Below are 24,072 nucleotides of genomic sequence, written 5' to 3' on the forward strand. Positions count from 1 at the left end.
TTGAAAGACTTTTTAGAATTATTTAAAGATATTTGGGAATTCCTAAAAGTGAGGAAGAAATATTGGTTAGCACCTCTAATAATTACAATTGTCTTGATGGGAGCACTAATTGTATTTACTCAGGGGTCTGTTATCGCACCATTTATCTATTCTATTTTTTAACTACAGGACACGTTTAAAACAATCTAGCAATAACACATTACTTTTCTTAGCATCGATATCATTTAGAATTTTAATTGTGAATTACCAGGAGAGTTATAGGGTTAGATAATCAATTGCTTTAAAAAGAGGTTATCGATTGAGACAAAATCAAAGTAATACAAGATTCCTAAATCCAATGTTTTCAGAAAAGTTTGAAGTTTTTCGTATTAATCCTTTTAACAAGAAAATCTAAAAATTTGAAGTTATTGTTTATCTTGGTGAAAGTTTAATTTATTGCAGCTCATAAATAAAAAGATAGATTTACTTTATAATTGAAAAAAATATCACTTTAAAAAGTTAAATTGAATTAAGGAGAATTAATGAATAGATATGATATTTCTAGTCTCATAATTCAGAGATTTAATGAAATTGGCATTAAGTATTTGAAAGAGAAATATGAACAATCAGGTAAAATCAACCACCTGATAATTGAAAAAGTATTGCCAAATGAACTTGCAACAAACTTAAGTGAACATTTTCCTCAAGAGAAAGAACTTAATCATTTAATTGGTCCTCAAGAGAATAAATACGTAGGTGTTCATTTTACTGATAAACAGAAATTAGTAGAAGAATGTATTTATGCTTTTCAAGAGGAAAATTTAATTCAAATAATTTCAGAAATTACTAATATAAAAACGTTGATTGGGGATCCAGAACTATATGCAGGAGGGATATCTAGTATGAGTAAAGGATGTTTTCTTAATCCTCACATTGATAATTCTCATGATAGAAATATGGAAAACTTTAGAAGATTAAATCTACTTTATTATGTAAACAATGAATGGCATCCTAAAGAAGATGGTGGTGAATTAGTGCTATATCCAAATGGGATTAAACATAAAGAGGAAGAAATTGCCTGCAATTTCAACAGACTTGTTATTATGAGGACAGATAACAGATCTTTACATGGAGTCAAAATAATCAAGTCAGAATCTCAACGTAGAAAGTGTATAAGTAACTATTATTTTTCTAAAAATTCCCCAACTGGAAAAAATTATTACCATTCAACTTCCTTTCGTGGATTCAAAAGGGAATTTGTTAAGGGTTCTTTTCTGAAACTTAATGCATTATCTCGAACATTTGCAAAAAGACTAATTCACAAACTGACAAAGTATTCAGTTTCAACTGGTTATCACAGAAAGAAATAATTTATTTTAATTATTCGTGTACTTATTTGTTTTATTAATTCAGAAAGATATTTCATAATAAAACAATCTAATCTTTAAGAATATCAGTTTTTCTTGGGTGGTGTTTGACTGTCTTGGGATTAAACTTTGTGACAAATCAATTAGTTATACCGATCATACTGGAACTTTTGACGATATCTGACGACACCTTATTTCTATAAAAAAACGAAGAGGATGAAATTAGATCTCAACATCAGTACGTAGATACAGGTCAATATAGGACTTATTTTTGAGTGATTATGATAATATCCAAAGAAATCAAAAAATTTCAGATATTGGAAAATAGAGGAAAGTCAATAAAAGTAGTGAGTTTGCATAAAAAAACCCCTATTTCTAGAGGTCTTTATTGGACTTACTAAATCAAGTGTTTCCTTGTTTCCACTGTTTTAGTAAAACCACTCCTTCACACTTTTAGATTATGCCATATATTTTTTTTCGTGGGATGAGCGAATGGAATGTTACTTAACTGTCACATGTGCCAGTTGCCTATTACAGTAAATATGTCATTAAAAAACACCCTAATTTAGAGAGAAGGGTGCTTACTTATCAGAATTAGTGTGTGAGGAGTTTCTGATGAATCTAATATAATGCCAAAAGGTATCAAATATCTAAAGTATTATTTACTAATTCTTTTTCCCAAAACAGATAAGGATTTGAAAACTGGTTTTTAGTATCTACTATTGCGATAATTGTTGAGATCAACTTCCATAATGCAGAATGACGTTTTTTCATAATTGCTGCAAGTTTTTTTCTTGTCTTTGAGTACTTGCATTTCCAACTGCGTAATAAATATATCGAGATCATTTTCTACTTTTGCCATTTTTTAATGAGATGCTTTATTCAAAGTTAATATTACTCAATCTTTCAACGTTACTTTAACAGATTCGATAGGGTGGTTAAATAATAAGTGTTATATGGTATTACCTTCACCTCAAATTGCGATTGGATTACTGCTTATAAGTATCGGAATAGTAGTTACGTTTGATATCAAAATCGATTTATTTAAAAGTAAAGAGTAAAAAAAGTTGGATGCTTGGGCAAATAACTATATTAATTTAATCAAATAATAATTAATATATATTAGATTAAGAATAAAAAACATCCTGCAATAAATCCACTTAAATGACCTAAAAAACTTACCTCTGGCAAAAAAGAGAAAATCAACCCAATAAGGCATATAGTCTTTAACATTTTTTGAACTTCATAATTGGATTTTAAACCAATTTCTTTACCTAAAAAATATTTCTTTCCATGAAAAGAAGTTAATAGTAAGAATCCAAATAAAGCATAAATTATTCCACTGAAGCCCAAAGCATAATAATTCGGATAGATATTAAAATAAGATAAGATCTTTTCGTAAATCCAGATAATAAAAAAATTTAAAAAAGAACAAATTAAAATAAATTTCAAATAAAAAAATTTGCTTTTAATTCCGAGTCTCATCAAAAAATATCTAGTGAGGATTATTCCACCAAGATTACTTAATAAATGATTCAAATCTGCATGGATTAGAATTGATGTGAAAATCCTATGGGATTGATCACTAATTAATCTTGGTACAAAGTAAAAATATTCTTTATCAACAACTCCAATTAAATCTGTAAAAATAAAAACTGAGATTAAAAAAAATCCAGTTGCAAGGTACTGCCAATCATATTTAGATATTGAATGATTAAAAGGCATTTTTAGTTTTAAATTAAAAGTGCTAATTATCCTATTAAAGCGGAGAGGGTGTTAGTTGAGATGAATTCACTAGACACTCTCAGACACTTACTGACTCCAATATATTTGCAAATCGTCCAAATTCCCCCAACATTTCCCCCAACACTTTTTTAGTTATCACTATTTTTAATTAAAGAAGGTTGAATTAAAAAAGCAAAAGTCCCAATCACAAAGGGAATACCAAGCAAAGGGATAGCACTCAAAATCTGGAATAAGAATGAAAACCAACTACTCTTACCGACATCACGCATACGACGATAATAAATAGATAACAAACCTATGATTGCTGGGAAAAAGTAAGATAACAGAATAATACCCACGCAAAATTGCGCAAAGGTATTTGTTGTTGTTATGGAATCAAAAATTGGTATTAATATGAATGCGATAAAGGCAAAAATAATGTAATGAGAAATAATTCCATACCAATATTCTTTACGAGTTGCTCTCCCACCAAAACGAAATGCATTTTTAAACAATAATAAATAATAATTTTTAATTTCTTCAAATTCCTTTTGAATTTTGTTCATTATTCTGATTCAAATATTTTTCAATATAAACTCAAAATCTTTTTCTGGGAATAATTAATTTTTAGATTTAATTAAAAGTTTTTTATATTTAAAAATCGAACCCATTCCCCCAACACTTTCAAAATTCCCCCAACATTTCCCCCAACACTTTTAGATAAAAAAGGTTTGATCTTCTCTGAATTAACCTGACATTATCAGACACTGTTTTTAAGAAGAAAATATAATAATTATTGCTATAGCAGGAATTTACAAAAATTTTGACTCTAACAGAATGCCTCTGACACTGTCAGACACTAAAAAAATCCGGAGAGGGTGGGATTCGAACCCACGAATAGTTCCCTATTAAACGATTTCGAGTCGTTCGCTTTCGACCTCTCAGCCACCTCTCCCTATTTAAAGAATATCTTTAAATATATAAATTATTATTTTTTTGCTCAAGATGTAATTGTTTTAATCCCAACCAGCTTCTTTCATTAACCTTATAGCAAGAGAATTATTAATCCCTAGTTCTTCTATCGTAACTTTATCAGGAGTAAAGTCTCCAAAATTTCTGACTATCTCATTCTGATTTACTTCTTTTAGAGGATGCTCAAAAGTTGGTGCTGCTAAGCCTTTACTTCCTTCTGGGGATGCTAAAAACTCAAGTAGTTTAACAGCTTCAGTTTGATTTGTTGCGTATTTAGCAATTCCGCCTGCACTTATATTCACATGTGCTGGATTAGGGGTAATAACGGATGTTTTTTTTGCATATAAGGCATCTCTTCTTCCGTTAACACCTGCAAGCATTCTTGCTACGTAATAATGATTCACAATCCCTACACCACACTTTTTCTTCGAAACAGCTCTAATTATAGAAATATCCCCAGGGAAAAAGGGTTGAGAAACATTTGAAATCATTCCATTCAACCAAGATTTAGTTTGCATTTGACCTTTATTAACTATTTGATTAGCGACTAAAGACTGATTATATGGACTTTTTCTATTTCTTAAGCAAACTTTGCCCTTTAAGGATGGGTCAGCAAGATCTGTATAGTCTTTAATTTTTTCAACATCTACAACTTTTGGATTAGCTACCATAACCCTAACTCTTCTAGTTAATGCATACCATTCCTTCCCAGGATCCTTCAATCCATCCGGAACATCATTTTCTAAAGTTGATGATTGAATACTCTGAAGTAAACCTGCTTTTGCTGCATTAGTAATTCTTGCTGCGTCAACAAGCAGAATCAAATCTGCCTGAGAATTCTTACCTTCCCTTTTCAATCTCTCGATTAAAGAAATACCAGAAGCCTCAATTAATCGAACTTTAATCCCAGTTTCATCGGCAAATTTTTTATAAACACCTCTATCAGTGTTGTAGTGTCTGCCTGAATAAACTTTAACTTCCCTTTCTGTAGAATTTACTGGAGTTATAACATTAAAAAGAAAAGCACATGACAAAGCTGAATAGAGTAATTTTTTAATTTTTTGCACTTTTACAAAATAGTATCTATGGTTACTTTATATCTATCTACATTACTAAGCCCCTAAAAGATATTTTCTATACCTTCTCTTGTATCATTTTTTATACATGAAATGAATTATTTAACCAGCCAACTTCTCATTGAAGATGAAATTGAAATATTAATTAAAGACCTTAAAAAAGAATCTGCAGCTTGGGAGGATGGGAAAAAAACCGCTGGAAGTTATGCATCAAAAGTAAAGAATAATCTGCAACTAAATAGGGATTCAAAAACTTCAAAAAAATACTCTCAATTAATTCTTAAAAAAATCCTATCTAATCCATTAATAAAAAGTTTTGCTTTACCCAAAACCATTCATGGAATTATGTTTACTAAATCCCTAAAGAATATGGAATATGGGAGACATATAGATAACCCATTTATGTCATCGGGCAGATCAGATTTGTCTTTTACAATTTTCTTAACAGATAAAAATTCATATGGAGGAGGAGAACTAATTATTGAAGAGATGAATAATGAAAAAGAATTCAAATTAAAAGCTGGAGAGATAGTTATTTATCCTAGTTCTTACCTACATTCAGTAAAGAAAATCGAATACGGAGAAAGACTAGTATGTGTAGGTTGGATTGAAAGTTATGTAAAATCAATTGAAGAAAGAGAATATTTATTCGATCTTGATGCTGGTGCTAGAGGTTTACTAGCTAGAAATGGTAGATCTGATGAATTGGATTTAATTTTCAAGTCTTATTCCAATCTATTAAGATTACTTGGGAACTAAAGAATCATTTTATACACCAAATAGAAAACCTGAAAAAAACCTTATAAAATAACGGAAGATAAATATCCAAAAATGCCAAAAAAAAGCTCCATTGCATTATTTATAGCTGCCACAAGTGCCCTAGCAATATCATCATCTGTCAATAGTGGAGAGAAAGCCATGGGTGGGCTTAAAGAATGGAATACAGATATGGACGTTGATGCAGATTTTGTCTTAGATGCTCAAGCCCAAAAACTTGCCGATGAAGCTGCTAAATCAAGTGCTTGCATCCCCATAGGAGAGGGCGAGAATTGCTGGTAATTTTAAATTACTATATGATTTAATAAGTATTTTTTGAAATGTAATCAAAAAAAAACGCCCGATTAAGGGCGTTTTTAGTATCTCCAAAGAGAAAGTTAGAATTTGAAAGTTGTATTCACAACATATCCAAACATATCAGCTTCAACGTCGGAAGAAGCTTCATTATAAGAACCTCCGAAAATTGTAGGAGTTACAGTTACTGAATCGTTAACTTTGTATTCGTAATAAACCTCATACAAGAATGGATCTACAGGATCATCCTCATGTTTTTGAGGCTGACCAATAGCCATACCAATTCTGTCATCAGCATTAAAAATATCTTGCCAGTTAAGACCAACAAAATATGCAGTTGTATTGGAATTACCAGTAGCATCAGTCTCAGAAGTATCATAACCAACTGAAATTGAAGGAGTAGCTGTTCCAGTTTCCGCTGGTCTCCACCAAGCTCTCAAACCTATGTTTGTACTGCTTCCATCACCTGGTCTTGCTGCACCATCGTCAGATGTGAAGTAAGAAGTATCTGCCCAGCCGTTATACTTTTGGTTAAGAATAGCTGAAACTGAATATCTTGATTTAGTGTACCCAACTTGAGTAGCCCAACTTGTTCCACCTTCATCAGTAAGTAATCCTGTAGAATTACCAGATTTAGTTGTAAAGTTTGAACTTACAGCAAAACCGTTATCAGCTTTGTATGCCCATCCTGCTCCAGGGCTTGTGCTAGCACCATATGCAGCTGCGTTACCCCCAAGAGTAAAAGCCTTCAAAACAGGCTTATAGATTGAAGGAGTTGTTGCGTGCATGTAGTAGTTTTCAATCTTTGGACCAACCCAAACTGTATTACGTTCGCCAACTGGTGTTGAATACCAAATCTTATCAACCTTTAAAACGTCAGCATTACTGTTACCTGCACTTAGATAAGTATTTTCCTCACCTTTTAATACAGATCCACCACTATGGTTACCTGACTTAATTCTCACATAAAGGTTATCATCACCAGAAAAACTTGTATTCAAGTTCATGGTGTAGGTATACATTGCTTGAATCTTGCCGTACAAATCATCAGTGTCATCATCAGTTGTGCCACTGTCATCTGTATCAAACATACCTACTGTAAAAACAGCCTTACCATCAAGAGTTGTAGTGTCAGAGAAACTGCCTGCTGCAAAATCATTCTGCTGAGCTTCTAGACCATCTACGCGTCCTTTGAGTGTTGCAAGTTCTTCACTAAACTCGTTAGTGAATGTTTTATTATCAAATCTTTGAGACTTAGAATCGCTACGACCGTAACTATTCATACCCTCAAGATTCATTGTTTCGGAAGCTTGTGCAGCTATTGGAGAAAACAGACCAACTGCTGTACTAGCAACCAACAATTGTTGGAAGAGTTTCATTTTACCTCACACGAAAATAACCCATAAGAATGGGTAACTATACTGTATCGTGTGTAACCAAAGAGGACAGAAAAATTAGATATACAGCCGTGTATCTTTTGATACATTCTTGAATAATTAAGAGGAGCCAAGAAGATTCCTATTTTTAACTAACGGATATTCCAATAATTCTCTTTCTTCAATCCAAGAAAATGCTACTTCTCTAGCTAGTTTTCTAATCTTTTCAATATACTGCGCGCGATCTGTTACTGATATTACTCCTCTTGCATCAAGCAAATTAAAAGAGTGACTGCATTTAAGTACAAAATCAAGTGCAGGGTAAGTAAGTTTCTTCTCAATTAAAGAACTTGCTTCATTCTGATAGATTTCAAATAATTTTATTATGTTTTCAGGATTAGATTCACTAAAGTTATAAGCACATTGACTCTTTTCAAATTGAAGCCAAATATCACTGTATCTTAAATCTTCGTTCCAATTTAGATCCCAAATACTTTCCTTATCCTGCAAAAACATTGAAATCCTCTCTAAACCATAAGTTATTTCAATTGGAATTGGGTTGCAATCCAAGCCACCACATTGTTGAAAATATGTGAACTGTGTAACTTCCATTCCATCCAGCCAAACCTCCCAACCAACTCCCCAGGCTCCTAAAGTAGGAGATTCCCAGTTATCTTCTACAAATCTTATGTCATGACTTTTAGGATTAATTCCTAATTTTTCTAAAGAAGCTAAATATTTTTCCTGTATTCCCTCTGGTGAAGGTTTTTTTATTACCTGATATTGAAAGTAATGTTGTGCCCTATTTGGATTATCACCAAACCTTCCATCTGTAGGCCTTCTACATGGCTCTGCATATGCGACACTCCATGGTTCTGGTCCGATTGCCCTTAAAAAAGTATGCGGATTCATTGTCCCGGCACCCTTTTCAGTATCATATGGTTGCATTATTAGGCATCCTTCTTCAGACCAAAATTTATTTAAGTTTTGAATTATATCCTGAAAAAACATCTATTTAAAAATTTTAGAAATTTTGAATAATTCCATACAACATAATAACAAAGCCTATTTAAAATAAGAATAAAAATTTTTAATTTTTTTCAATTAACATTAATAATAATCATCCCAATTAGACAAAAAAATTAATTATCCAATCTAGTCTATGAAATAATTCTCCAGCTAAAAATTTATCGGGATTAAATATTATTGATTTAATCATTAATAAAGAGTTTAATTAATCAAAAAAATCTAGTGGCAATGGTCCAAAAGTACTGGATTCTTTAGAGTCTTCATCATACTGACAAGTTAATAAAATTCCTTCTCCAAGACCTTTTTCGGATCTAATAAAAACGTTTCCAGTTTTTTGATTGCCTTTTAAAAAAACACTTCCAACAGCATGAAGGGCTTCTAAATCCTTAAATTTAATTGAAGAATATTTTTTAGAAATTGATTGTAATGCCGAGATCGCATCAACATCGGAAGGAGCCATTATTCCTATTGTTATCCAGTCGGCATTATTAATACTTATCTCAAGCTCTTCTAATAATTTTTTTATTTGTACTTTACTTAAATGAGGAGCTGATCTAAGAGTGTTTAAATCAAATAAATTCTCTATTTCCACTTAATTAATTCAACGGGAGGTTAACTGTTATCCAAATGTTCTACCATTCCATGCCCACATTGAGGCGGGTACATCCGCAAAAGAAATATAAATCTTATCTAATGGGATACCCATTTTCTCATATATAAAATTACTTAATGCCATTGCCATCTCAGAAGGATTTAAGGAACCTATTGACTTAATTTCCAAAAAGCAACAAGGATTTTCATCCTCAAAATATATTTCAGATTCATCATCCAACTTAGCCATTACAAATCTTTTTGATTTTTTAGTTAAAGATGAAATTAAGATTGAAATTTCTTCAAGTAATTTTTTCTTATCTTCTACTTTTACTGAAGTTACAACATTAATGTAAGGCATATTTATGAAGCCAGATAATTTTTCTGGTAATCACTTTGGCTGTTGACAATTTTATTTTTTAAAACTCTTTTTGATGATAGATATGCCATATCATATGAACTTATTCCATTTTTATAGGGATTAAAAAGAGCATTTTTAGACCTGCTTTTTTTACTCCTTTTAAATCCAATCATTGTTAATTAAATTATTAATTAATAATTTAACTTTTTTTTTATTGATGTCTAGTTTTTTTCAGAATTTTTAATCAATTAAAACTAAAATATATTTATAAAACACAATATTAATTCTTATTTATTAAATTTAGTATGTAATTAACTGAAATTTTGGAAGTTTTAAATAATTATCAGAGAAAAAAACCTGATGAGAGTAATGATGAAGAATTCTATTCTGCTCCAAAATTTGTCTATCATTTAGATGCAAACTTCAGGCAATATCTATCAAGTATTTATGAAAATGAAATTGAAGAGTATTCAAATGTCCTTGACTTAATGTCCAGTTGGGATAGTTATTTACCAAAAGGGAAAAAATATAAAAAAGTTATTGGGCATGGACTAAACAAACAAGAACTTGAAAAGAATAAGATACTTGATTCTTATTGGATACAAAATTTCAATTTAAATCAAGAAATTCCTCTAGATAATGAAAGCATTGATTATTGTTTATTGGTAGCAGCATGGCAATACTTACAATATCCAGAGAATTTAACCAAAGAAATCGCAAGAATCTTGAGTAGTCAGGGCAAAATTATAATTGCTTTTTCAAATAGAGCATTTTGGCATAAGGCTCCTACTATATGGACTTCATCTACTGAAGAAGAGAGAGTCAAATATGTAAGAAAAGTATTAATTTCAAACGGATTTAATGAGCCAAAAATTATAAAAAAATTTAATGAACCTCCTCTTAAGATCTTTAATTTCTTAAATAAAGACCCGTTTTATTGTTTAATTGCAACTAAAGAGTAAATAATTCCCATATCAAATATGAAACAAATTTAAAAAAAATGAAAATTATATCTCATAGCCATACTTTAAAATTCTTACTAATATTGGATAGTTAAAATAAATAATTATGGGTTCTAAAAGAGAAAAATATCCCGAAAAATGCCCTTGGGATCTTGGTCCTAATCAAAATTTAGCCAATGAAGAAAACTGGACTTTAAGATTAGGAGAAGCCAACGTATGTTTTAGTAAAAATAAACTAGATAATAATTATTTTCATGTAATCAGTAATGAAAATGAAGAACAGATATTAGCTTTTAGAGCAAGACTCCTTTATCAAAAACTATTGGACAAAGGATTTAGATTGGTTGAATAAAAACTTAATCTAATAAACATAGATCCTTGAAAACAAACTTTTGTATTTCTTCTTCTTGATTTTGATTTAAATATTTTATTGTTCTCGAATTTAAAATCCAATAATTCTCTTCACTTATTTTTATAAAGTCATCCTCATATTCCAATTTTTGTGAGTTTGCCTTAAGAGTATTCAGATCAATTTGTTGACTACTGTATTTTTTACTTAAAACCCCGATTCCTGTATCTAAAAATTCGTCAACAAAGATTTCAATTATATTCCCATGAATTTTTCTATAAACCATATTAATACATTTATCCTTAACCCTATACTTATCTCCATCATTTTTCCCTGAAACTTTCATTTCTATTCCACTTTCAGAACTTTTAACTAAATTAAAATTATTCTCTGAATGCACAGATTGAAATTGTCTCTTTACTCTATGTATACATACTTCAAATAATTGTGAGGAAATACTTTTAACAATCTTGTCATCATCTATTTCCTGAATGTTAGGTTTAAAGTCTTTACCTAATACGAATTTACCTTCATGAATAATATTATTAATTGAAAAAATACATTTACCCTGATAACCATGAAATTCATTCTTCCAGGTATACCTATTTTCATAGGCTTTTCGAAAAATCTCCTTACAATTAATTTCTTTTGGATTCTCCATTAATTCTTAAACTCATAAAAATAATTCTACAAAAAAAATCCTCTCTAGTTTAAAGAGAGGATATTTTTTTTAAATTTAACTATTTTTGTGTAATTTTTGCGTCTTCCATATTGTCAAACGCTTGACCAATTTTCTTGAAGTCAAATCCCATAGCTCTTAGAGCATGCCATAAATGACCTTGTAAGAAAAAGAATCCCAAATAAAAATGAGCATTTGCAAGCCAAGCTCTTGAACTATATACACCAGAACCTAAATCAACTGTATCAGTAAAATAAGGAGCGAATTCAAATTGAAGTTTTAAAGGTTCTCCATAAAGATCAACTGGGTAAATTGTTGTATTAGAAGCGCACCAGAATGCAGCTACAAAAGCCATATAGGAAACGCCTACTACTGAGTAAGACAAAATAGCCTCAGCTCCAAGTAAACCTTTACCTTTGAATTCCGTATATTCTCCAACTTGCTTAGTAAAAATGTGGAAAATTCCGCCAATAATTTCTAAAAAGGCTAGAAATGCATGACCTCCTAAAACATCTTCTAAACTATCTATTTTTAGAAAATCAAATTGATGATTCCATATTTCTGACAAATTCAAATCATATTCAACTTGTCTTACTGCTCCGAGAGCTGGGTCATAGATCCCATGCCATTTAGCCCATTCTACGAACCAAATAGCTCCTATACCTAAAAAGATTAGATGATGACCAAGAATAAAAGTTAATTTATCTGGATCATCCCATTCAAAATCAAATTTTCTTGGCTTACTGGTTTCAGGATAATCCGCAAGATCCCCAGCAAATTTATTGGAATGTAATAATCCACCAGCACCTAATACAGCAGAGAAGATTAGATGCAATGTGCAAATTACAGTAATTCCGTATGTTTCGGTAATAACTCCATTTTCAATACCGCCGATCCCAAGACCTGCGAGGTGAGGTAAACAAATTAGATTTTGTGAACCCATTGGAATACTGGCATCGTAACGAGCTAACTCAAATAATCCAAAAGCACCTGCCCAGAACATCATAAGTCCTGCATGAGCAGCGTGAGAAGCTATGAATTTACCTGAACGGCCAACAACACCAGAATTCCCTGCGTACCAGTCATAGGTGACATCAGATTTTCCGTAAGTTTGTAACACTTGTTTTAAATAAACTGCAAGTTGAGCATATTGCTAATCAGTAATGTTTTTTACATGTTCTTTACAGATTTAATTACTTATGTAAAAAAAACATATTTTGAAAGAACAAATGTTACAAAGAAGAAAGTAATATCTTTGAAAGATTACGCCAATGAAGAAATTTCGCCCTTTAGCTGAGAAGCCCAACTTTCAAGACGTGAATCAGTTAAATCAGATTCACTATCCTCATCAAGAGGCAATCCACAAAAGCTTTCTCCAATGACACTTTTAGACTCATCAAATGTATAAGAAGATTTATCTACATAACCGACCATTTCAGCGCCTGCTTTAATGAAGTAGCTATGAAGTTCTTCCATGGCATCACAATAATTTTCTGTATAGGTAGAAGAATCTCCTAAACCAAAAATTGCAACCTTTTTCCCTGATAAACTTAATTCACCAATGTCCTCTAAGATTGAATCCCATGCAGTCCCTGATCTTTCTTCATCTGCTCCGGTGTTCCAAGTAGGGATCCCGCAGATAATTCCATCAAGACCTTCAAATTCTGAAAGGTCATCCACATCAGATACATCTTTAGGTGCTTCTGCGGAAGAAAGAAAGTTGTGAAGACGATCCGCAACGTCTTCTGTTTTTCCTGTTGTAGTAGCGTAATAAATTCCTACAGTCATAACTTCAAATTGTTTACCTTAGAATAATAAAATTAAAAAACCTTAAATTAATTTCTTTAAAAACTTTTTCATGTAAAATTTTATACCAATTAAGGTAAGAAAATTTTTTTGAGGAAAATTAATAAAAAACATTGAAAAAACCGTGACTGACAAATTTCAAAATAGTATCAATAATCTTGTTGAGGAATTCAACTTTAAAGGAGAAAAACGATTTAAATTAATTGTTTTATTTGGTTTATTGGGAGATTTTGATAGCTTTGAATATGCAATAAATTTGAAAAACTTTATCAATAATCAACAAGTTAAAAATTTAGATATTTTCGCCATTGCTATTGGAAACATAAATGGGAAAAGGAAATTCTGTAAATTTACTGGCTTTCGTGAAGAAAATTTAATAGTTGTTTCTGATAACCACATTCATAATAATTTAAAAATCCCAAGAGGTTTAGATATAGGTTTAGGTGGTTGGATCAATATGCTTTTAATGTTATCTGGAATAAATTCTTTTAAAACTATTAAAGAAGTTCTTAGAGGCTATACAGGAGACCGTAAAGCAAAGCAAATCTATTCAGAATTCGACAAAATTGACGTTTTAAAGTTTCTAAACTTTTCAGGTGATTCTTTTAGAAAGGTTTTTGGGGATGGTTATTTGAGACCATTTGAATTGGCAACATTTAGATTAAATAATATGAATGAAATAATTAAAAATTGGGGTGATTATATTCTTAATGAAAAATACCTTCCTCAAAGAGGAGCTTCTTTTTTATTGAATGATAAAAATCAAGTTATCTATAAATTTTTTTCGAGCGATGTGCTTGGATATTCATCAAACATGAGGGATCCTCTAGGATTTTTATCTGATTTAATTAAAGATTAGTTTTAAAACCTTTTTATGAATGTAGACATATTTGGATATTTCGCAGCAATTTTGACAACAGCTGCATTTCTACCTCAATTGATAAAAACTTTAAAATCAAAAAAGGCAGATGATGTTTCTTTGACAACTTTGATAATGTTTATTATCGGAGTTTTATCATGGATTATTTACGGTTATAAAATTTCTTCAACACCAATATTGATAGCCAATTTAATTACCATGATCTTAAATGTATTGATATTAATCTCAAAAATATATTTTTCAAAAACATTAAGTCAGTAATAATTATCTTAATAATATAAAATCATAGAAATTTTACTTAAATTTTATATATCATTAGACTAAGTTTTTTTTTGATCTTGAAAACTTCAAAATGCTGGGTTTGGTTTAAAGGTAGCCTTAACAAAGGTGGTTTTTGGAAAGAAGGTTTTACTTGTACTTTTGATGAGAAACCAGGAGTTTTAATAGAAAGTCCAGCCTACGTAAATTGTAGAGTTCCAAATTGGAGAGTATTGACTAAAGAACCAGAAGATTTATATAAATCTCCTTTAATTCCTGATAAAGCAATATGGAAAATAATTTAAATTATCCATTCATAATTAAAAACTCTTTTAATTGATCTCCGGCAGGTTAATATTGCTTTATTAAATATTTAATTAATACCATCTACTCTCTTTTTATAAATATTATACCTTTCTTAATTGTTGGTTTTTTCCTTGGTAAAAAGACCCCAGAGATATCTGCAAATATTGCAAGACCTCTAATAAGATTTGGTATTCCATTAAGTGTAATGGGGCTTTTATTAAAAGAGGGTATAGATATAAACCTTATTAAAAGTGCATTCTTGGCATTTTCTCTAATTGGAATATTAATAGTTCTAATAAATATATTCCCAGTATTTAAAAACAGGCTTCCAAATTACACCTTGCAGCTTGGAGGCCTAATAGGTAATACATCATTTCTTGGGATACCAATTGCAATAGCTCTTCTACCTTCAAAAACTATTAACTTCACTATCGGATTTGACTTAGGAACAACACTATTCGCTTGGATTTTTGGACCTTTTTTTCTTCAAGGAAAATCCCAAAACAACAATATCCCAAATATCAAAGGTTTATTAAACGCATTGATAAATAGTCCTGCATCAAGAGGGATCATTGGTGTACTTTTGGCATATCTTTTCCATATAGATGAGATATTGGGTAATTACCTTTGGATACCTGCAAGAATAGTTATCGCTTTGGCAATAATAATTGTTGGCACAAGGCTTGGAATAATAACAAATCAGAAGGGTAAATTTTTCGATCTTAATGAAGAAATTAAATTTTCAATTTTATTAAAGTTGCTTATTCTTCCTCTAATTGTTTTTTTAATAAGCAAATTTCTAAATTTTGACTTCTATCAATCATCAGCGGTAATACTTCAGGCAGGAACACCAACAGCAATATCCACAATTTTAATGGCAGAGGCTTATGACGTGAATAAAAAAATCGCATCAACTATTCTTTTCACTACAACTTTAATTTCAATAATCACAATACCTCTCTTAAAAATTCTTATGAATGCAATCAACTAGAAACTTTCCAAAATTAATACATGTTTTTTGAATATTGTAAAGATAATGTTCCGATAACTAAATAATGTCTTAAGATTTAGGTTATGAAGTCAGCAAGTCCTGAAAATGAATACATCCCTTTAGAGCTCAGGATTTCTGTGAGGAGAGATACTCTAAGGCTAATCTCAGAGATGGCTCAAGATATGGGAATAAGTATTAATGAAGTTTTTAGTTTTTTAGCCGAAGATTCTGTCGTCGATCTCGAATTACTTGAAGATTTGAATGAAATTGAAATTCCAAGTAAGTGCAGTCTTGATGATCTAAAAAACGCTCTTTTAAAAAAAAGACTATGCTAAAATTTTTCAACTTTTCTATTTTTCCAGTCAGATTTATAACCACTATTCACTAAAAGTTCAGAATACTTATTTAAATCACTTTTCTGAATTCTCCATAAATTATAAATGCCATATGCGCCCAATTTTTGGTGATTAATATTTGACCAGTGCTGTTCGCGCGAAGAATATTCATCTATTACTACCAATAAAGATTTGTGATCATAATCAGGTTGGTCCTCATAATTTATTCTCCTATCAGTATTTAGTCTGTCTGAAAGATTAATTAATCCTTCTTTAGTATTTGGTTCATAAAAAACTATTTGTCTTGAATAGTAATGTAAGGATGGTTTTCTTATGCCTATCATTGCTAAAGTTTCGTTCCCCTCACGAGTATTTGAAATTAATTTTGAGATATTCCTCAAAGGTAATTGCCTAGAAGTATCTGCTAATTTTCTAATTGGTGACATCAAAAAAGATTGTCCAATTAAAAGTAAGATTTGAAGATAAAGAAAGATATTTTTGGATTGTAAAGAAAATAAAATTATTGCAAGAAGTGTGAATGAAGAGAAGAAAAATTTAGCTTTAAAAATTATCCCCGAGCTTATTAGTTCAGATGCAAGATTAGGCATTTCAGGATCATTTATTGAAGTTAACCAAATATTTGAAAAAAAGAATGCTATTGAGATACCAAACAAAATTAAAATATTAAAAATCCATAAATACAAAAAACTTTTATTTGAATTTTTTAAGTCTATAAAACTTTTACTAATTAAGATTGCTGCCGCTGGAATTGCCGGCAACCAATAGCTTGGTAGTTTCGTAGCAGAAATACTAAAGAAGATTAAAACTGATGTTAACCAGCATAGAGAATATGTATAAAGGGTTTCAGTGACATTGCAACTTGCTTTTGAACTTTTCAAGAGATCCTTAAAGGCTTGAAATATCCCGTGATATAAAAATGGAGTGAATGGCAATGAAGCCAAAATCATTATGTAAAGAAAAAACCAGAATGGTTCTGCATGATTATTTACAACTGCAGTATATCTTTGGAAATTATGATAACCAAAAAAATTGTCCCAAAAAGGTCTTCCCTCTTTTATAAGTTCTAAAATGTACCACGGAACACTTATTAATATTGTAATTAAAAAACCTTTCTTAGGATTTATCTTACAGAGCAACCTTTTCCAATCCCTCTGACTAAATAAGAAAGATGTAATAGTCAATGATGCTAAAACAAATGCAACAGGTCCTTTAGTTAAAATTGCAAACCCTAAAAATACCCACGCTGAAGTGCATTGATCATTATTTTCACTAGCCATTCTTCTCCAAAACAAAAGAAGGGTAATCCCTAAGGTTCCAGTTAAAAGAGCATCACTCACGGCAGTTCTACTCCAAATTATTATTAATGGAGACAGAGCAAATCCTAATGATGCAACTATTGGAGTGAGGAATTGCCTATCACCCTTCTGTGGCCAACAAAACAAAGTATCTCCAATCATCAACATTAAAAATAATGATCCCAATGCTGAAGGGAGTCTTGCTGAAAGTGAACCGAAACTATCCCAAAGCTCGTTTTTCGGTAATGAGAAAAAAAAACCCATTAGCCAATATATTAATGGAGGCTTATCAAAACGAAATATTCCATTAACTTTTGGAGTTATCCAATCACCAGATTCACTCATTGCCCTTGCTGCCGCTGCAAATAAAGGGGGGGTTTCATCAACCAGTCCTGTTGTACCTAAACCAAAAAAAAATATAAAAATCCCAGAAACTAAAACTATCAATAAAGTTGAAAGCCTTTTCTTTGTTTTGAGAAGAAACATTTACTATATTAAAAAAACTTATATTCGTTGATTACCTTATTAAGCCAGTTCACAACCTTGTTAGCAAATATATCTGTGGAAGCATTTTTTTCTACCCATTCTCTACAATCCTTACGGCTTATTTTTTCTATGATTTCTACATAGGAAAGCATGGTTTCTTTATCATCAGGATCGACAAGATAACCTGTTTGCCCATGCTGAATAATTTCACTTGGTCCTCCCCTTTTATAAGCTATAACTGGCACCCCACACGCCAAGGCTTCGACAATAACATTTCCATATGCCTCATTCCATTTTGGAGTATTTAGCAAAACCCTACATTTTCCAAGTTCTTTTTGTAATTCATCGGTTGCCAAGAAACCCATCCAATCTATAGTTCCTTGAGGGTATGATTGTTCTATCTTTGAGGCATAGGTCTCATCTTCTATAACTCCCCAAACATTTAGTTTTTCGCCAAGTTGATTTGCTATATAAACCGCATCCTCTAAACCTTTCTCCGGTGCTACTCTTCCAACCCAAGCCAAGGGTCCCTTTTCAGAATCTTGAAAAATATAATTATCTAATTTAAAACCATTCCCAATAATTGTTGGTTTTTTTATGAATGGATAATCATTAGCTTGTATTTTTGAATGAAAAGCAAAATTATATGGATGTTTAGCATATACCTTTGAGATTAAATTACAAATTACTGAACTTTCAGAACCCATACTAATAATATGTGCAATGGGTATATCTACATTTAAAGTCATCCAAATAGGTAACCAATCATAAGACATGTTCAACAATACATCTGCCTGTTTAGCGATATCTAATCCCTTTTCAAGCATTCCTGCCAGAAGTGAATTATCTGGAATATTTACAGGAGCATTGTAATTTTGATGCTGCCAACTAATTTGATCTTCCCCTTCTACAAAATGTAATTTTGCTTTTTCATTACTTTTATATAATTTAGAATTCCTCGGAGCTATGACCTCTACCGAGTGACCTAAAGAAAGCATCCCTGAAACTAAGGAATTTAAAGTTAATTCAACTCCCCCACCTTTACCGCTTCCCAAAAAACCTATTGGGGTACTAATCAAAACTATTCGCATTATTAGATTTTTACACCATGTATCTAATTAAATAGTAGTATCAGTAAATTTATTTTCCCATAAAGACCTTCTCTGGCTAACAAAAAATACCGAGATAAGAACAAAAGCTACGCCTATCCATTGAAGAAGAGTAAGTCTTTCATCTAACCAAACTCCTCCGCTAAGAAGAGCAAATACAGGAGTTAAAAATGCAAGAGTACTAAATCCAGTTATCTCTTTATTATTAGCAAAGTAGAAAAACAATCCATAAGCTATTGCACCTCCAAAAATACTTGCAAATGACATAAGTCCCCAATCAAAGATTGTCCAATCTGGGATTATTTGAAAATTTGATTGCAAGCAATGCTTGATAATCAAGGGCAAACTACCTAAAACCATATGCCAACCCGTAACTGCCACTGGATCACTTTTAGTACAGGTGAATCTAATTAAAATTGTTCCTAGTGCCATAGCTAGCGCAGCTGCAAGCATCCAAAGTTCTCCAAAGTTAAAAGATACATTAGTCATGGAAGTGTCAGACATTAACCACCAACTTTCTAGAAATTCTTTCGGAACACCCAAGAATACTATTCCTCCTAAGCCAAAAAGCAACCCTAACCAACCTATTGGATTAATTAAATTTCCAAAAATTGCCCTTGCTAAAATCGCGACCAAAAGGGGCTGAGAATCAATCAAAACAGAGCCAAGACCTGCTCCAGTTTTTTCAATCCCATAAGTTAAAAACAACTGAAAAAAAGTGGCGTCTACAATTGTAAAAACAAAAAACCACTTCAAGTCGCACCTATAAATTTTTAAATCTCTTTTAAACAAATATGTTGTAATTAGAACAAGGATTCCCGCAGGAAGTAATCTTAAAGAAGCTACAAACTCTGGCCCAGCACTAGATACTAAGGGTGTCATAGCAGCCATTGAAGTACCCCAAAGTGCAAAAGGGAGTATCATTAAAAACCAATTTAGGATTGAATTCATTAGTTCTGCTGATAATCTTTTTAAAGTAGTTTTATGTATTTACCTTAAAAGAATGATTTGGCCTTTTAGACGAAAATCAAAAAAAAGAATGGCTCGTATCGTTATTGATGAGCCTATTACAAGTTCAACAAGAGTTTCTGTCCTTAAAGCTCTTAAACAAATTGAGGATAGAGAATTTCCTGCCTTAATCGTGAGAATTGATTCGCCAGGGGGTACTGTTGGTGATAGCCAAGAAATATACTCTGCCATTAAAAGACTAAAAGATAAAGGATGTAAAGTCATTGCTAGTTTTGGAAACATATCGGCATCTGGAGGTGTTTACATTGGTGTTGCATCTGACAAGATAGTTGCGAATCCAGGCACAATCACAGGCTCTATTGGTGTAATTATAAGAGGAAATAATTTATCTGAATTATTAGAAAAAATCGGCATAAAATTTGAAACAGTTAAAAGCGGTGTATTTAAAGATATACTTTCTCCAGATAAACCCTTAAGTAAGGAGGGCAGGGAACTACTTCAGGGCTTGATAGATGAAAGTTATAAACAATTTACTGAAGCTGTTGCTGAAGGAAGAAATTTACCTGTTGAAGAAGTAAGAAAATTTGCAGATGGAAGGATTTTCACTGGGACACAAGCAAAAGAATTAGGTCTTGTTGATGAAGTTGGAGATGAATTTGTTGCTAGGGAACTTGCTGCAAAAATGGTTAATATTGATCCCAAAATTCAGCCCTTAACATTTGGGAAGAAAAAAAAGAAAATATTTGGACTAATTCCTGGGAGTAAAATTCTTGAAAAAGTTATCAATAATATCTTTTTTGAGATTGATTCATCCAATAAAGTACTTTGGTTATATAAGCATTGAATCAATTTGCATGAAAAAATGAAAGATGATTATAAAGTTACATTTATTCGAGGGGCTACAACAGCATCTGGAAATTCTGTCAGGGAAATAGAAGACGCCGTAGTGGAATTGATAGATGAATTAATTTCACGCAACAATCTTATTAAAAAGAACTTATTATCCATTACATTTACCGCAACAAAAGATTTGGACGCATGTTTCCCTGCTTCAATTGCAAGAAAATGTAATCAACTTGATTCAGTAGCATTTTTAGACTGTCAACAAATGTATGTCTCTAATGATGTCGATTTTTGTATAAGAATAATGGCACAAGTATTATTACCGTCAAATTTTCCAGTAAAGCATCCTTATTTAAGAGGTGCTTCAAAATTAAGGCCAGATAGATGTTAACCTTACAATAATAATTTTCCTCTTTAATTTGGATAGGACTAATTAATCCTTTAAAAATTTATTTAATCAATGTTAAAAACAACAAAGAAACTTGCTTTAAATTCTAAAATTTTAAGATTTTTTCTTATCCCTACAATTTTATTTTCAACTCCATTTTTAAGTCAAATCCAAGTTGCTAAAGCAGGGTTAGAATTTCAATGGGACCAAAACTCTGGACACAGAAGATTAAAGTGGCTGCAAAAACAAAATAAAAGAGGTTTTAGAAATACAATTTATTTTTTCTTGAGGCCATTTGACAGAAATAATGAACTCTTGAAGATAAATCTAGCAATTCCTAAATCCTTTAAATCAAATTTAAATAAAGAAAAAATAAGTCTTTGCAAGGTAAGAATAGGTGGTTTTGAAAATCGAACTAAATGTTTAGAAGATATTCCAGCTGATATTGAAATCAATACTGATGATTCATCCCTACGTTCAATAAATATTTACCCCTTTAGGCCAATTCCATCTAACAAAGATAGTTATGCCATTGTCTTAAAAGTCTTTAATCCAAGGAAATCAGGTCTACATCAATTTCATTCATATGGGCAACCTAAAGGGAAATCAGTTTCAAGTTATTTAGGAAGCTGGACTATAGTGATCGATTAAATGATAGATTAATTGTGGATAATAAAAAAAATGACTAAAAGAACTTTTGGCGGAACTTCAAGAAAAAGAAAACGTGTATCTGGTTTTAGAGTAAGAATGCGTTCTCATACTGGTAGAAGAGTTATTAAAAGCAGAAGACAAAAAGGTAGAGAAAGAATAGCTGTTTAAACTAAAAAATGGCCTTACCTAAAGATATGCGTTTAAAAGGTCATAGGACTTTTAATTATATACATAACAATTCACGAAAATATCACGGGACATTAATGACTTTTAAAGTGGCGAGATCAAATCCAGAAATTATCTCATCTCATAAACTCAGGTATACCACAAACAATTTGAAGATAGCAATTACCATTAGTAAAAAAGTTTCAAGAAAAGCTGTAGAGAGAAATAGAATAAGAAGAATCCTACAAGAGTGGTTATTAACAAACTTTGAAAAAATTAATAACCACAAACCTTATTGGTTACTTGTTAACCTTAAAATTGGAGATTTCTGCAATGATGAAAATAAACTTTTGGAGGAATTTCACAACTTAATGTTCAAATCTCGTCTAATCAAATGATTAACATGAATGAAGAAACCTTTTACGAGGGTGGTCCCGCAAAAAGTGATTTAATTACAAATTTATTGGCAGGGATAACAATTCTTGGTTTGCCATTTACCTTTGCCGCAATAGTTAGAGCCTTGTGGTTGAGATATAAAATTACAAATAAAAGAATCACAATAAATGGAGGTTGGTTTGGTAAAAACAAAACACAAGTTTCATTAAGTAACATTGAAGAAATCAGATCTATTCCAAGGGGATTTGGTTCATATGGTGATATGGTTCTTATTCTCAATGACGGATCAAAGGTTGAAATGAAATCTTTACCTCAATTCAGAGAAAAGCAAGAATTTATTGAAGAAAATATAAATAAAAGAACACAAATCCCAAATCTAAACGAGGTAGAAGGATTTGCTACTAAATCCTAAATAAATTAATTACAAAAACCTTTTTTTCCTGTAAAATAAAATGTCTAATAAAATTTCACTCTTTTTAATATCGTGATAGGGTTCATTTCTGACAAACTACTTATCCCGATTCTGGATTTTTTCTACGGATTAGTTCCTAGTTATGGTTTGGCAATTGTAGCTTTAACAGTAGTAATTAGAATTGCACTTTTCCCTTTAAGCGCTGGTTCTATACGAAGTGCTAGAAGGATGAAGATTGCCCAGCCAGTGATGCAAAAAAGACAAGCAGAAATAAAATCTAAGTTTTCAGGTGATCCAAAGAAGCAGCAAGAAGAATTAGGAAAACTAATGAATGAGTTTGGCAGTCCTCTCGCAGGTTGTCTCCCATTGATCGTGCAAATGCCTGTGCTATTTGCATTATTTGCAACCTTAAGAGGATCACCATTTGCTGATGTTCCTTACAACATAAATCTTAAAGTCGTACCTCAGGATCAAATTGCGGCTATTGACCCAAAACCTTATAAATCCCCAAGACACTCAATATTTATTACAGAAAAATCTCATTTCCCTGTAGTAGCTACCATTCCTAATGGAACAAAATTAGGAGCAGATGAATCAATAAAAATAAATTTGCAGACAACAAATGGTAACAGCTATTCAGAAGTTTTATCTAAGTATGATAACGGATCAAAATTTCTCCCTACTTGGAAGGTTTCAAAAGGATCCGAAAATCTAAAAGTTTCCCAAGACGGTACAGTAACTGCTATTAAGCCAGGCGATGCAACAATTGAAGCTAAAATACCTGGTCTAGCTGCTAAAAGTGGATTTCTTTTTATTAAAGCTCTTGGTCAAGTTGGCTTTTATGTAGATGGATCTATTAATTGGGATATTGCTGCCCTTGTTGGAGCCTTTGGATTAACCTTATTACTCTCTCAAGTTTTATCTAGTCAGGGAATGCCGGCAAACCCACAGCAATCAACAGCGAACAAAATAACTCCTATCATGATTACTGGTATGTTCCTTTTTTTCCCACTCCCAGCAGGAGTACTACTGTATATGGTTGTTGCAAACATATTTCAAGCATTTCAGACCTTTCTTCTTAACAAAGAAGCTCTTCCTGAGAATCTACAAAAAATCATGGATCAACAATTAATGGCTAAAAATGATGCAATAACAACTACTGCTACAACTATCTCAGATAAAAGATTACCTTTTGAACCTAATAGTAAAAAATAGTCTAAAACT

32 protein-coding genes and 1 tRNA gene are annotated in these 24,072 nt (G+C 31.5%); 18 read left to right on the top strand and 15 right to left on the bottom strand.

Features of this window, described 5'->3' with window-relative positions:
- Nucleotides 1–162, top strand: coding sequence for a DUF5989 family protein (locus SOI86_RS03550; protein ID WP_320682220.1), 162 nt, complete (start codon nt 1–3; stop codon nt 160–162).
- A gap of 359 nt (nt 163–521) precedes the next feature.
- A complete protein-coding gene (locus SOI86_RS03555) occupies nt 522–1,349 on the top strand; it encodes a 2OG-Fe(II) oxygenase (RefSeq protein WP_320682221.1) in 828 nt (275 codons plus the stop codon).
- Nucleotides 1,350–1,988: 639 nt separating this feature from the next.
- Here the strand turns inward: SOI86_RS03555 and SOI86_RS03560 are convergent.
- From SOI86_RS03560 to SOI86_RS03580, 5 genes are all read right to left on the bottom strand, one after another.
- Nucleotides 1,989–2,120 carry a hypothetical protein gene (locus tag SOI86_RS03560; protein ID WP_320682222.1) on the bottom strand — a complete coding sequence of 44 codons (132 nt, stop codon included), beginning with the start codon at nt 2,118–2,120 and terminating at the stop codon, nt 1,989–1,991.
- A 348-nt stretch (nt 2,121–2,468) separates the two neighbouring features.
- The gene (locus SOI86_RS03565) at nt 2,469–3,071 is read right to left on the bottom strand and encodes a rhomboid family intramembrane serine protease (protein ID WP_320682223.1); all 603 of its coding nucleotides are present in this window, start codon (nt 3,069–3,071) and stop codon (nt 2,469–2,471) included.
- 149 nt (nt 3,072–3,220) lie between these two features.
- Nucleotides 3,221–3,637, bottom strand: a complete 417-nt coding sequence (locus tag SOI86_RS03570; RefSeq protein ID WP_320682224.1) for a DUF805 domain-containing protein — start codon at nt 3,635–3,637, stop codon at nt 3,221–3,223.
- A 304-nt stretch (nt 3,638–3,941) separates the two neighbouring features.
- Nucleotides 3,942–4,026 (bottom strand) — tRNA-Ser (locus SOI86_RS03575).
- 61 nt (nt 4,027–4,087) lie between these two features.
- Nucleotides 4,088–5,110 carry an extracellular solute-binding protein gene (locus SOI86_RS03580; RefSeq protein WP_320682225.1) on the bottom strand — a complete coding sequence of 341 codons (1,023 nt, stop codon included), beginning with the start codon at nt 5,108–5,110 and terminating at the stop codon, nt 4,088–4,090.
- 102 nt (nt 5,111–5,212) lie between these two features.
- Here SOI86_RS03580 and SOI86_RS03585 point away from each other — a divergent pair, with 102 nt between their 5' ends.
- Nucleotides 5,213–5,878 (top strand): Fe2+-dependent dioxygenase, encoded by a 666-nt coding sequence (locus SOI86_RS03585; RefSeq protein WP_320682226.1) that lies wholly within the window; start codon nt 5,213–5,215, stop codon nt 5,876–5,878.
- 72 nt (nt 5,879–5,950) lie between these two features.
- Nucleotides 5,951–6,178 (top strand): hypothetical protein, encoded by a 228-nt coding sequence (locus tag SOI86_RS03590; RefSeq protein ID WP_320682227.1) that lies wholly within the window; start codon nt 5,951–5,953, stop codon nt 6,176–6,178.
- Between the two features lie 95 nt (nt 6,179–6,273).
- On the opposite strand, the gene SOI86_RS03595 is transcribed toward SOI86_RS03590, so the two are convergent.
- From SOI86_RS03595 to SOI86_RS03610, 4 genes are all read right to left on the bottom strand, one after another.
- On the bottom strand, nt 6,274–7,569 hold the full coding sequence (locus SOI86_RS03595; protein WP_320682228.1) for an iron uptake porin: 1,296 nt from the start codon (nt 7,567–7,569) through the stop codon (nt 6,274–6,276).
- Between the two features lie 117 nt (nt 7,570–7,686).
- Nucleotides 7,687–8,577: a glycine--tRNA ligase subunit alpha gene (glyQ, locus tag SOI86_RS03600; protein ID WP_320682229.1), complete on the bottom strand. Its 891-nt coding sequence runs from the start codon at nt 8,575–8,577 to the stop codon at nt 7,687–7,689.
- Nucleotides 8,578–8,800: 223 nt separating this feature from the next.
- The gene (locus tag SOI86_RS03605; RefSeq protein ID WP_320682230.1) at nt 8,801–9,187 is read right to left on the bottom strand and encodes a DUF1824 family protein; all 387 of its coding nucleotides are present in this window, start codon (nt 9,185–9,187) and stop codon (nt 8,801–8,803) included.
- Nucleotides 9,188–9,214: 27 nt separating this feature from the next.
- A complete protein-coding gene (locus tag SOI86_RS03610; protein ID WP_320682231.1) occupies nt 9,215–9,547 on the bottom strand; it encodes a phenylpyruvate tautomerase MIF-related protein in 333 nt (110 codons plus the stop codon).
- Between the two features lie 323 nt (nt 9,548–9,870).
- Between SOI86_RS03610 and SOI86_RS03615 the strand changes: the two genes are divergently transcribed.
- Nucleotides 9,871–10,509 carry a methyltransferase domain-containing protein gene (locus SOI86_RS03615; RefSeq protein WP_320682232.1) on the top strand — a complete coding sequence of 213 codons (639 nt, stop codon included), beginning with the start codon at nt 9,871–9,873 and terminating at the stop codon, nt 10,507–10,509.
- 106 nt (nt 10,510–10,615) lie between these two features.
- Nucleotides 10,616–10,861, top strand: coding sequence for a hypothetical protein (locus SOI86_RS03620; protein ID WP_320682233.1), 246 nt, complete (start codon nt 10,616–10,618; stop codon nt 10,859–10,861).
- 4 nt (nt 10,862–10,865) lie between these two features.
- On the opposite strand, the gene SOI86_RS03625 is transcribed toward SOI86_RS03620, so the two are convergent.
- The 3 genes from SOI86_RS03625 to fldA all read right to left on the bottom strand — a co-directional run bounded on the left by SOI86_RS03625 (nt 10,866) and on the right by fldA (nt 13,325).
- Nucleotides 10,866–11,519, bottom strand: coding sequence for a DUF3386 family protein (locus tag SOI86_RS03625; protein ID WP_320682234.1), 654 nt, complete (start codon nt 11,517–11,519; stop codon nt 10,866–10,868).
- A gap of 79 nt (nt 11,520–11,598) precedes the next feature.
- Complete coding sequence (locus SOI86_RS03630; RefSeq protein WP_320682235.1) at nt 11,599–12,657, bottom strand: chlorophyll a/b binding light-harvesting protein; 1,059 nt, start codon at nt 12,655–12,657, stop codon at nt 11,599–11,601.
- 143 nt (nt 12,658–12,800) lie between these two features.
- Nucleotides 12,801–13,325, bottom strand: a complete 525-nt coding sequence (gene fldA, locus SOI86_RS03635; RefSeq protein WP_320682236.1) for a flavodoxin FldA — start codon at nt 13,323–13,325, stop codon at nt 12,801–12,803.
- 142 nt (nt 13,326–13,467) lie between these two features.
- Here fldA and SOI86_RS03640 point away from each other — a divergent pair, with 142 nt between their 5' ends.
- The 5 genes from SOI86_RS03640 (at nt 13,468) to SOI86_RS03660 (ending at nt 16,113) form a co-directional block, all read left to right on the top strand.
- The gene (locus SOI86_RS03640; RefSeq protein ID WP_320682237.1) at nt 13,468–14,202 is read left to right on the top strand and encodes an AhpC/TSA family protein; all 735 of its coding nucleotides are present in this window, start codon (nt 13,468–13,470) and stop codon (nt 14,200–14,202) included.
- Nucleotides 14,203–14,217: 15 nt separating this feature from the next.
- Entirely contained in the window at nt 14,218–14,484 is a 267-nt protein-coding gene (locus SOI86_RS03645; RefSeq protein ID WP_320682238.1) for a SemiSWEET transporter, read from the top strand.
- Between the two features lie 77 nt (nt 14,485–14,561).
- Nucleotides 14,562–14,786 (top strand): hypothetical protein, encoded by a 225-nt coding sequence (locus SOI86_RS03650; RefSeq protein WP_320682239.1) that lies wholly within the window; start codon nt 14,562–14,564, stop codon nt 14,784–14,786.
- 206 nt (nt 14,787–14,992) lie between these two features.
- Entirely contained in the window at nt 14,993–15,778 is a 786-nt protein-coding gene (locus tag SOI86_RS03655; protein ID WP_320682240.1) for an AEC family transporter, read from the top strand.
- An 83-nt stretch (nt 15,779–15,861) separates the two neighbouring features.
- Entirely contained in the window at nt 15,862–16,113 is a 252-nt protein-coding gene (locus SOI86_RS03660) for a CopG family transcriptional regulator (protein ID WP_320682241.1), read from the top strand.
- Here SOI86_RS03660 and SOI86_RS03665 read toward each other — a convergent pair.
- The 3 genes from SOI86_RS03665 to SOI86_RS03675 are packed head-to-tail and all read right to left on the bottom strand — an operon-like array spanning nt 16,110 to nt 19,975.
- On the bottom strand, nt 16,110–17,915 hold the full coding sequence (locus SOI86_RS03665) for a glycosyltransferase family 39 protein (protein ID WP_320682242.1): 1,806 nt from the start codon (nt 17,913–17,915) through the stop codon (nt 16,110–16,112). The two genes, SOI86_RS03660 and SOI86_RS03665, sit on opposite strands and share 4 nt — an antisense overlap.
- 8 nt (nt 17,916–17,923) lie before the next feature.
- Nucleotides 17,924–19,006: a glycosyltransferase family 4 protein gene (locus SOI86_RS03670; RefSeq protein ID WP_320682243.1), complete on the bottom strand. Its 1,083-nt coding sequence runs from the start codon at nt 19,004–19,006 to the stop codon at nt 17,924–17,926.
- A 27-nt stretch (nt 19,007–19,033) separates the two neighbouring features.
- Entirely contained in the window at nt 19,034–19,975 is a 942-nt protein-coding gene (locus SOI86_RS03675; RefSeq protein WP_320682244.1) for a DMT family transporter, read from the bottom strand.
- 52 nt (nt 19,976–20,027) lie between these two features.
- Here SOI86_RS03675 and sppA point away from each other — a divergent pair, with 52 nt between their 5' ends.
- The 7 genes from sppA (at nt 20,028) to yidC (ending at nt 24,063) form a co-directional block, all read left to right on the top strand.
- Nucleotides 20,028–20,837, top strand: a complete 810-nt coding sequence (gene sppA, locus SOI86_RS03680; RefSeq protein ID WP_320682245.1) for a signal peptide peptidase SppA — start codon at nt 20,028–20,030, stop codon at nt 20,835–20,837.
- 18 nt (nt 20,838–20,855) lie between these two features.
- A complete protein-coding gene (gene aroH / locus SOI86_RS03685) occupies nt 20,856–21,227 on the top strand; it encodes a chorismate mutase (protein ID WP_414477942.1) in 372 nt (123 codons plus the stop codon).
- A gap of 69 nt (nt 21,228–21,296) precedes the next feature.
- Nucleotides 21,297–21,875: a DUF2808 domain-containing protein gene (locus tag SOI86_RS03690; protein ID WP_320682247.1), complete on the top strand. Its 579-nt coding sequence runs from the start codon at nt 21,297–21,299 to the stop codon at nt 21,873–21,875.
- A gap of 30 nt (nt 21,876–21,905) precedes the next feature.
- On the top strand, nt 21,906–22,043 hold the full coding sequence (rpmH, locus tag SOI86_RS03695) for a 50S ribosomal protein L34 (protein WP_002808184.1): 138 nt from the start codon (nt 21,906–21,908) through the stop codon (nt 22,041–22,043).
- Between the two features lie 8 nt (nt 22,044–22,051).
- The gene (gene rnpA / locus SOI86_RS03700) at nt 22,052–22,438 is read left to right on the top strand and encodes a ribonuclease P protein component (protein ID WP_320682248.1); all 387 of its coding nucleotides are present in this window, start codon (nt 22,052–22,054) and stop codon (nt 22,436–22,438) included.
- The gene (locus SOI86_RS03705) at nt 22,435–22,848 is read left to right on the top strand and encodes a PH domain-containing protein (RefSeq protein WP_320682249.1); all 414 of its coding nucleotides are present in this window, start codon (nt 22,435–22,437) and stop codon (nt 22,846–22,848) included. Before rnpA ends, SOI86_RS03705 begins: the two co-directional genes overlap by 4 nt.
- Before the next feature lie 72 nt (nt 22,849–22,920).
- The gene (yidC, locus tag SOI86_RS03710) at nt 22,921–24,063 is read left to right on the top strand and encodes a membrane protein insertase YidC (RefSeq protein ID WP_320682250.1); all 1,143 of its coding nucleotides are present in this window, start codon (nt 22,921–22,923) and stop codon (nt 24,061–24,063) included.
- Nucleotides 24,064–24,072: the final 9 nt, after the last annotated feature.

This window comes from Prochlorococcus sp. MIT 1314 (assembly GCF_034093315.1).
Classification (GTDB): Bacteria; Cyanobacteriota; Cyanobacteriia; order PCC-6307; family Cyanobiaceae; genus Prochlorococcus_A; species Prochlorococcus_A marinus_Y.

What these genes read in the sequence shown, in the direction of transcription:
- sppA (WP_320682245.1), top strand. Translation starts at nt 20,028, where the DNA reads ATGATTTGGCCTTTTAGACGAAAATCAAAAAAAAGAATGGCTCGTATC.
- SOI86_RS03665 (WP_320682242.1), bottom strand. Translation starts at nt 17,915, where the DNA reads ATGTTTCTTCTCAAAACAAAGAAAAGGCTTTCAACTTTATTGATAGTT.
- fldA (WP_320682236.1), bottom strand. Translation starts at nt 13,325, where the DNA reads ATGACTGTAGGAATTTATTACGCTACTACAACAGGAAAAACAGAAGAC.
- SOI86_RS03660 (WP_320682241.1), top strand. Translation starts at nt 15,862, where the DNA reads ATGAAGTCAGCAAGTCCTGAAAATGAATACATCCCTTTAGAGCTCAGG.
- SOI86_RS03595 (WP_320682228.1), bottom strand. Translation starts at nt 7,569, where the DNA reads ATGAAACTCTTCCAACAATTGTTGGTTGCTAGTACAGCAGTTGGTCTG.
- glyQ (WP_320682229.1), bottom strand. Translation starts at nt 8,577, where the DNA reads ATGTTTTTTCAGGATATAATTCAAAACTTAAATAAATTTTGGTCTGAA.
- SOI86_RS03590 (WP_320682227.1), top strand. Translation starts at nt 5,951, where the DNA reads ATGCCAAAAAAAAGCTCCATTGCATTATTTATAGCTGCCACAAGTGCC.
- rnpA (WP_320682248.1), top strand. Translation starts at nt 22,052, where the DNA reads ATGGCCTTACCTAAAGATATGCGTTTAAAAGGTCATAGGACTTTTAAT.
- SOI86_RS03675 (WP_320682244.1), bottom strand. Translation starts at nt 19,975, where the DNA reads ATGAATTCAATCCTAAATTGGTTTTTAATGATACTCCCTTTTGCACTT.
- SOI86_RS03625 (WP_320682234.1), bottom strand. Translation starts at nt 11,519, where the DNA reads ATGGAGAATCCAAAAGAAATTAATTGTAAGGAGATTTTTCGAAAAGCC.
- SOI86_RS03690 (WP_320682247.1), top strand. Translation starts at nt 21,297, where the DNA reads ATGTTAAAAACAACAAAGAAACTTGCTTTAAATTCTAAAATTTTAAGA.
- SOI86_RS03565 (WP_320682223.1), bottom strand. Translation starts at nt 3,071, where the DNA reads ATGCCTTTTAATCATTCAATATCTAAATATGATTGGCAGTACCTTGCA.
- aroH (WP_414477942.1), top strand. Translation starts at nt 20,856, where the DNA reads ATGAAAGATGATTATAAAGTTACATTTATTCGAGGGGCTACAACAGCA.
- SOI86_RS03620 (WP_320682233.1), top strand. Translation starts at nt 10,616, where the DNA reads ATGGGTTCTAAAAGAGAAAAATATCCCGAAAAATGCCCTTGGGATCTT.
- rpmH (WP_002808184.1), top strand. Translation starts at nt 21,906, where the DNA reads ATGACTAAAAGAACTTTTGGCGGAACTTCAAGAAAAAGAAAACGTGTA.
- SOI86_RS03670 (WP_320682243.1), bottom strand. Translation starts at nt 19,006, where the DNA reads ATGCGAATAGTTTTGATTAGTACCCCAATAGGTTTTTTGGGAAGCGGT.
- SOI86_RS03585 (WP_320682226.1), top strand. Translation starts at nt 5,213, where the DNA reads ATGAATTATTTAACCAGCCAACTTCTCATTGAAGATGAAATTGAAATA.
- SOI86_RS03570 (WP_320682224.1), bottom strand. Translation starts at nt 3,637, where the DNA reads ATGAACAAAATTCAAAAGGAATTTGAAGAAATTAAAAATTATTATTTA.
- SOI86_RS03555 (WP_320682221.1), top strand. Translation starts at nt 522, where the DNA reads ATGAATAGATATGATATTTCTAGTCTCATAATTCAGAGATTTAATGAA.
- SOI86_RS03705 (WP_320682249.1), top strand. Translation starts at nt 22,435, where the DNA reads ATGATTAACATGAATGAAGAAACCTTTTACGAGGGTGGTCCCGCAAAA.
- SOI86_RS03655 (WP_320682240.1), top strand. Translation starts at nt 14,993, where the DNA reads ATGGGGCTTTTATTAAAAGAGGGTATAGATATAAACCTTATTAAAAGT.
- SOI86_RS03645 (WP_320682238.1), top strand. Translation starts at nt 14,218, where the DNA reads ATGAATGTAGACATATTTGGATATTTCGCAGCAATTTTGACAACAGCT.
- SOI86_RS03610 (WP_320682231.1), bottom strand. Translation starts at nt 9,547, where the DNA reads ATGCCTTACATTAATGTTGTAACTTCAGTAAAAGTAGAAGATAAGAAA.
- SOI86_RS03560 (WP_320682222.1), bottom strand. Translation starts at nt 2,120, where the DNA reads ATGAAAAAACGTCATTCTGCATTATGGAAGTTGATCTCAACAATTATC.